4 protein-coding genes are annotated in these 8,365 nt (G+C 30.3%); 1 reads left to right on the top strand and 3 read right to left on the bottom strand.

Going from position 1 to position 8,365, the window contains the following annotated elements:
• A partial coding sequence (locus tag ACH2BO_RS04705) for an ABC transporter permease (RefSeq protein ID WP_395043593.1) occupies positions 1–1,205 on the bottom strand: 1,205 nt, incomplete at its 3' end.
• 237 nt (positions 1,206–1,442) lie between these two features.
• Here ACH2BO_RS04705 and hisS point away from each other — a divergent pair.
• A complete protein-coding gene (hisS, locus tag ACH2BO_RS04700; protein WP_395043592.1) occupies positions 1,443–2,801 on the top strand; it encodes a histidine--tRNA ligase in 1,359 nt (452 codons plus the stop codon).
• Between the two features lie 74 nt (positions 2,802–2,875).
• Here hisS and ACH2BO_RS04695 read toward each other — a convergent pair whose 3' ends face one another.
• Both ACH2BO_RS04695 and ACH2BO_RS04690 read right to left on the bottom strand, forming a co-directional pair.
• Positions 2,876–7,927 carry a choice-of-anchor D domain-containing protein gene (locus ACH2BO_RS04695; RefSeq protein ID WP_395043591.1) on the bottom strand — a complete coding sequence of 1,684 codons (5,052 nt, stop codon included), beginning with the start codon at positions 7,925–7,927 and terminating at the stop codon, positions 2,876–2,878.
• 263 nt (positions 7,928–8,190) lie between these two features.
• A complete protein-coding gene (locus tag ACH2BO_RS04690; RefSeq protein ID WP_395043594.1) occupies positions 8,191–8,364 on the bottom strand; it encodes a T9SS type A sorting domain-containing protein in 174 nt (57 codons plus the stop codon).
• Position 8,365: the final 1 nt, after the last annotated feature.

Raw genomic sequence — 8,365 nt, 5'->3', positions numbered from 1 at the left:
GCCTTTAATGCTGGATAAGAACCAGAAACTACTGCTACAATAAAAGTAGTAATTACAGCTGCTGTCATTGCACTCCATGGAACTACAAATGCAAAATCTAATGCAACTGCTATGAAATAACCAGTTATAGTTCCTAATATAATTCCTAAAATTCCGCCCAATTGACCAATAATTAATGTTTCAACAAAAAATTGCCAAGCAATAGTTGATTTTTTGGCACCAAGCGATTTTCTAACACCAATTTCGCGTGTTCTTTCGGTTACAGAAACAATCATAATATTCATTAATGCAATAGACGAACCAAGAATTGTGATTATACCAATTACCCATGCAGAAATACTTAAAAAACCTGTAGTTTCGGCAATTCGTTGCACTAAATCATCACTTCTAGAAACTCCAAAATTATTATCTTCAACTGGATTAAGTTTTCTAACTTGTCGCATTGTAATAGTAGCTTCATCTACAGCATCTTCTAGCAATTCTTTTTTGTCAACCATTGTGCTTACTGAATAATTTATATTGGGTTGCGTAAAAAGTGATCGCGCAACTTGAATAGGAATTAACATTCGCAAATCTTGACTGTTTCCAAAAGTCGAACCTTTTTCTTTTAAAACACCAATTACTTTAAACTTTGCTCCACGAACCGAAATAGTTTTATCTATTGGATTTACATCTTTTAATAAACCTTTTGTAGCAAAATCGCTTCCTAAAATACATACATAAGTATTGTTTGAAATATCAAATGGATTGAAATTTCTACCCAAAGTAACTTCTAAACCTGAGTTGGTTGTAAAAAATTCGTCAACACCAACTACTTGAATTTCGGGATCGGTTTTTTTATTTTCAAATTTTACTTCGGCAGTTCTTGTAGCTGTAAATGATAAAGAAGTATGGGTTAAAGGCATATCAAATTTTTCTTTATATGCTTTGGCTTGCGGATAAGTAATTATTGGATTTATTTTTTCAACTTCGTCACCACCATTATTTCTTGTAGAAAATTCATATTGGTTGATATTGAAAGTATTTGAACCCATGGATGCAAAATTAGAATTCAAAGTATTGTCTAATGCTGAAACTACTGTTAGAATACTTACCAAAGCCCAAATACCTATAGCAATAATGAAAACTGTAAGCACAGTTCTAAGCATTTGAGTTTTTATTGAACCAAAAGCAATTTTAATATTTTCTTTAAATATTCCCTTCATGATTACTATTTGACACGAAATTACAGATTTTGTTACAAGTTTGTGTCTTTTCGTTTATAAAATAATTGTAAAAGTATGATATTTGCAATGGCAATATCAAAAATCAATTTCAATTTCAATATCAAATTTAAATTTTAAATAAAAATTTAAAATTTTATATAGTTTGTCTTCCTGAGCGCAGTCGAAGGATTATTATCTAATTCATTTTTTATTCTAAATCAAATATCCAATAGTAAAATGGCATCCAAACCAAGTATACCAAAAGGCACAAGAGATTTTTCTCCAATTGAAGTTTCTAAACGTAATTACATAATAGGTGTGATGCGTACTCATTTCGAAAAATTTGGTTATCAACCAATAGAAACGCCAAGTTTTGAAAATTCTGAAACCTTAATGGGAAAATATGGAGAAGAAGGTGATCGATTGATATTTAAGATATTGAATAGTGGTGATTATTTGGATAAAGTTTCATTGGATGAACTTCAAACTATAAATTACAAACAATTAACTGGAAAAATTTCTGAAAAAGCATTGCGTTACGACTTAACAGTTCCTTTTGCGAGATACGTTGTGCAACACCAAAATGAAATTGAGTTTCCGTTTAAGCGTTATCAAATACAACCAGTTTGGCGTGCCGACAGACCACAAAAAGGACGTTTTAGAGAATTTTATCAATGTGATGCCGATGTTGTTGGTTCAACATCATTATGGCAAGAAGTAGAGTTGGTGCAACTTTATGATGCTGTTTTTACTTCTCTTGGATTAGAAGGTGTTACTATCAAAATTAATAATAGAAAAATATTATCTGGAATTGCCGAAGTTATTGGAGCATCAGATAAATTAATAGATTTTACAGTTGCGCTTGATAAGTTGGACAAAATAGGAGAGGAAGGCGTAAAAAAAGAAATGGTAGAAAAAGGAATTTCTGAAATTGCTTTGCAAAAAGTACAATCATTATTCAATTTTACAGGAAATATTGAACAAAAATTAGAAAAACTTTCGGTATTATTATCAAATTCTGATGATGGAAAAAAAGGTATTGAAGAATTGCGATTTATTTGTGAAAATGTTTCTAAACTTGGTTTGCAAAATGCAATTTTAGATTTGGATGTTACTCTTGCACGAGGATTGAATTATTATACAGGAGCCATTTTTGAAGTTGCTGCGCCAAAAACAGTTGCTATGGGAAGCATTGGTGGTGGTGGAAGATATGATGATTTAACTGGAATTTTCGGACTTAAAGACAAGAGTGGTGTTGGAATATCGTTTGGTTTAGACAGAATTTATTTGGTGCTCGAAGAATTGAACTTGTTTCCAGAAACTGTAGTAACTTCGGTTAAAGTATTGTTTTTAAACTATGGCGAAAAAGAAGCGTTTGAAGCAATGCAAGCCATTTCTAAATTAAGAAATTTAGACATTAAGGTTGATTTATATCCAGATAATTCTAAAATTGATAAACAATATAAACATGCAGAAAATAGAAAAATTCAATATGTAGTAAAAGAAGTTGTTGATGGAAAATTTACTCTCAAAAACATTTTGAATGGCGAACAAACTCAAGTTAATTTTGATGAATTAGTAACTAAATTAAAATAATTATTACTTTCAATAAATATAAAAAGCCACGCTATTTGCGTGGCTTTTTGGTTGTCAAACCAATCATATAAAACCTAATTAACAATGATTTTTCTGCTAGTATCACCTTTGTCTGTTTTTACTTTTGCAATGTAAGTTCCAGAGCTTAAGTTTTTAATAGGAAATACAATATTTTGTTGATTTTGGTCATTTACTTTCCATGTTGAAACAGTTTGTCCAATCATGTTATACAATGTTACAGTTTCGACAGTTGTATCGTTAACGTTATTTTTTATGGTTAATACACTGTTAGCATTAGTGTAAGCAATTTGAATTCCGTTAGATAAATTGAAATTATCAGTTGCTAATGCACTTTGGTTTTTAAATCTTAATGAGAAACGGTTATTAATTGTTCCTTGAGGCAAAGCAATTGTAAAATCATTATTCATTATATTATGGTAAATATTTGTAACATTATCAAAGATGTATGCTTCAAAAACGAAATCGAAATTTTGGGTTTCTTCAATTCTAAAAACTACATCACCAGCAACATTATTTTTAACACCCAAAGGATAAATATTGTTTGCATTAAAGTAACCAACACCTTGAATATTGAGATTTGCACCACTGTTTATAAAATACATATCATTAACTTGAGAATCAATATTTATTGCATCATAACCGTAATCTAAATTATCTGTAGCATTGTTCTCCATAAATCCAAGAAGCGCTTGCTTATAAAAATTATCGGTAGATTTAAATCCTAGACGAATTTTTTTAAATTCATCTTCTGGTTTTTCGTCACTTGAATTGTTATAAACTTCAACTAATGGTGTTGTGTAATTTTTAAATGTATTTTGTTTAAATAATGTATTCGAATCTATATCGTCTTCTTTAATAAATATTCTTTGATTGTTATTGAAAGTGATGTTACCGCCGGTAGCAGAACCTTTTACAAAGAAACCTTGACCAACAGGAATATATCTTCCAGGTACTTTAGCACTTGTGCCAACACCAGAAATTACTGTAGGAGCAACAGGAGCAACACCGCCTGTTGCGTTTCTAGTTGCATAACCACCTTGATAACCTACTGTTACATGTGTATTATTAGTTGCAGAATGTTCCCAAAAGTAAATTGCTCCAGTTGAAGATGTACTATTGTCTAAAATAAATTGCTTAGCATCAATAGAAGATGCATATGGGTTTCCGCTTAAGTTTAAATTATTTGCAGCAATTGCACTTGAAATTGCACCATTATTAGGTTTACCTACAAATGATAGATTTTGAGTTAGACCTTCGCCACCACTACCTTTTAATGTATAACCTTGTCCTGCATTTAATGAACCCGAAGAACCAACAGATTGCCAGTTAGCATATACAGGACTTAAATTTTGAAATTTATATATCCAATAACTGCTTAAAGTAATTGGACTTGTTGGACTACCATTATATCCAGTTGTCCATGTTATGTTTTGTGGAGTTGCTGTTGTACCATCTTTCATAACACCAGCAACTGTATATGCATTATTGTTAGTTGTATTATTGATTGTTCCAACAGGAGAAGACCAATAATTGTAATTAAATAAATTTGAATGTCCTTGTTGATCTCTTTCAACTAAACCAGCACTTGTTGGATCAAGATCACTTTCTATATTTTGAACTAACTGAGATTTACCGTTTAAATCTATTTTTCCATCTAGTTTTAGATACCAGTTGTTTTGAATTTTATTATCGTTGTTGACACTAATGGTTTTACCAGAATCTACAAACATACCTAAATCTGTGTTGTTGGAAAATTCAATAATATTATGTTTTACCTTGATAATAGACCAATCGAATTCTATTACATCTAAACCTCTAATGTCTTTTAAAATGTTATCTGTTGCTGTAGCAAAATCACCATTTCGTTCAGTAATAAAAGGCATTGGTGCTTCTTGATACCATATAACTTTGTTATTAAAAATTTTCATGCCATTATTTATATCAAATGTTGTTGTTGTAAAATCATCAATAATATCATTTTTATAAACATCCATTCTATAATATCGTAATAGATTTATATAAGGTAAAGTTTCAATATTTTTTGGAACAATTTCACCTCTAACTTGTCCACCAAAATCATTGATTTCTTGATAAACCATTCTTTGTAATTGTTTTTCTGTGAGTGCAACATTAAAAACTCTTAATTCATCTATTTTACCTTTAAAATAGTTGTTATTTACAATAGGATTTTTACCAATAGTTAATAGTGATGCATCAGCACTAATAGCTCCAGAAACATTTTGAGTAGCCACTAACAAACCATTTAAATATAATTTTAATGAACCAGCACCAAAAGTTGCTGACACATGATACCATTGTCTTTTATTTAGATTAACGCCTGTGTATGTTAAAGTTGAACCATTAATAATTGCCTCAATATTTCTTGATGTATTGATTCGTATTTGAAATTTATCTTGTCCAAAAATTACGCCATCAGTAACAAAATCTGTATTTAAATCTACCCAAGCCATTATTGATGCAGCTGGTAATCCACCTAGAATAGATGTTGCTTCACCATAATCATTTCTTCCGTCAAAGTCAAGATATAACTTTTTGTTTAAATCTCTTGGAGAACCAAAATAATTGTTGTTAGTGTCAAAAGTATCAAGTATTCCATCTTTATCTAAATCTGCGTTTCCATCAATAATTCCATCTAGATTTGAATCTAAACTTGAGAATAATGTTAAAGAAATATCAGTTGTGCCAGCAATTTTTGATGATGTTTTTAGATAATCTTCATTTCCAATCAATAAGGAGTTTAATGGTAAGGATTTAATACCATTAGCAAAACCTGAAAATGTATCAAATTTAGATAATATTCCGTCTTTATCTATATCATTACCTTCACCTTCACCATCACAGTTAACATCACCATCACCATTATAAATTCCTGCTTCGTCCACATCGAAATTTGCATCATTATCAGAATCTAAATCTACATAATTTGGTACACTATCGCCATCAAAATCTCTTTGGGTATATGTTGCATAATATGCCTCACATGTATCATGAAATCCGTTATTGTTTACATCTAACCAAGTTCCTCCTGATATAATTGGGATTAAATTTAATGTATCTTTTCCGTTGCTTAAACTTTTCCAACCGTCTTCAATAATTCCGCCAATTCCATCATTATCTGAATCTAAATCGTAGATATCTGCTCCTCCATCACCATCAGCATCAGTTAATATTTGTTTTACAATAATATCATCAAGAGCTAAATCGTTTCCGCCACCACCAATTTGTTTATTTCTAAATACAATAGAAAATCCGTTGGTTGTAGTAGGTGTAAAAGTAATAGTATAAAAATGCCAATCAGATGATAAGTTAGAAGTTGTGCTAGAAGGAGGAACATCTCCGGTTATTATTTTGCTACCTGGAATAATATTATTATTTAAATCAAAAAAATCTACTTCTAACTGAGGTCTTGGTCTAGTTCCAATATTAGGTGCGTCTGTTCTATCAAGATTTAAAGCCCAAAAGCTGTAAGTTACTGGAGCACCAAGAATCACACCTTGAACTACTGTTCTATAAAATTCTGCCGTTGTACTAATTGTGGCATTAAATAATCCCATTCTACCATCAACATCACCAGTGGTATGATCTAATCCAGTATACCAATATTGTGATGCCCATGAAGCACATTGTGCCGTATTGGAAACGCTATAATTACCATCATTTAGACTATAATCGGTATCGCATTCGTCTATTGCTTGTGCAGGAGTTCCATCTTCATAACAATAATCAGTTGTTGCAGTTGGAATATTTACATTTATTCTTGCTCTTATTGTGCTGTTTCCAAAAGATTCATTTAATAAAATTAAATCTGTTGTCATTGGAACAGTATTACCAGATACAAAGCTTTGTTCACGAGTATCAGGAATACCATCATTGTCATCATCTGAATCTAAATGGTCAAAAACTCCATCGCTATCTGTATCAATAAATTTTTGAATTCCTTCTCCAGATATCACAAATGTATAAGGGTTTTTATTTACACCAGTATCGTTGTTGTTTATAGATATTGTTGCGGTTTTAACTCCAATGCTAGTAGGAGTAAAAGTTACTATAAAACTTCTTGAACCAGTTACTGGTACAGGAGAAATTGCTTGAGTTGAAATAACAAATTCTGATGAACCAGAAATTGTAACAATAGGTGTACCAGTTAAGTTTATAGAGGTTCCACCTAAATTTTTTATTACAAATGTTCTATAAATTGGAGAACTTACGTTTGTTGATTGAAAATTAGTATAATTGCTAACTATTGTGCTAATGTCACCATCTGGTACAACATTAGTACCAGTTAATCCGCCATATACTGCCATAGTTTGTGCTGTTCCATTTCCTTGAATTGAAAAATCATATGGGTTTTCATTACTATCATCATTTATAATTGATATTCTTGCGGCTCTTAGTCCCAATGCACTTGGTATAAATTTTACAATTAAAGTAGTTAAACCATTACCAATTAAATTTAAAGTTGGAGAATTTACAACTTTAAAATCAGAAGCATTTACACCAGTAAAATTTATTGCTCCTAATGTGAGTGTCATTGTTCCGGTGTTTTGTATGGTATATATTTTTAAAACAGCACCTGAAATTATATCGGCAGAACCAAAATCAGTCCAATCAGTAACACTTGGCGTTGTATCTCCATCTATAATTGCAACTGCATTACCTAGGATGTTTATTTCATTACTAATTCCTGTACCTTTAATTGAAAAGTCATAAGGATTTTCATTACTATCATTATTAACAATAGAAAGTGTTGCATTTTTTAATCCTGTAGAAATTGGATTGAAAGTAACTGTAAATGTTGTGCTCGAACCGCCGGCTATAGATGAAGATGGAAAAGAAGTAACTGAAAATTCATTTGCGTTTGTACCAGATATTGAAATTGTACCAAGAGTTAAGATAATTGCACTAGTATTTTGAATAGTAAATGTTCTTGAATTTAGTGTGCCAAAATCTGTAAAATCACTAATAACAGGAGTAGTATCGTTATCTGGTATTGAAACTAGATTTCCAGTAATATTTATTTCTTGAGAAAATAGGTTATTACAATTTAATAGTATAATTAGTAATAAATAAGTAATGTTTTTCATCTTTTTTAAATTTGTTTTTGGTAGTTTTAATTACTGGACAAATCTAATTAAAATTTTAATTTAATCGAATAAACTACACTTTTAAACGTTTAAATACATAATTAACATTTTATTATATTAAAAATACTACAAAAATATTTAATATATTTACTAACTTTACTTTTTTTTAAAAAGATAATATTAATTATAGACATGATTTTTATAGAAAAAAAAAGCCACGCAATTTGCGTGGCTTTTTGGTTGTCAAACCAATCATTTAAACCCTAATTAAAAACGATTTTTCTGCTAGTATCACCTTTGTCTGTTTTTACTTTTGCAATGTAAGTTCCAGAGCTTAAGTTTTTGATTGGCAATAAAATATTTTGTTGACTTTGATCTTTTACATCCCAAGTTGCAACTGCTTGTCCAATCATATTAAAGAGTGTTACTGATTCTATT

The organism is Flavobacterium sp. (assembly GCF_043773265.1).
Taxonomy (GTDB): Bacteria; Bacteroidota; Bacteroidia; order Flavobacteriales; family Flavobacteriaceae; genus Flavobacterium.
Note: the sequence above shows the minus strand (reverse complement) of the source record. Positions and strands in the feature narration are given on the sequence as shown.

Excerpts from the sequence above, each read along its gene's own strand:
- hisS (WP_395043592.1), top strand. The coding sequence starts at position 1,443 with ATGGCATCCAAACCAAGTATACCAAAAGGCACAAGAGATTTTTCTCCA.
- ACH2BO_RS04695 (WP_395043591.1), bottom strand. The coding sequence starts at position 7,927 with ATGAAAAACATTACTTATTTATTACTAATTATACTATTAAATTGTAAT.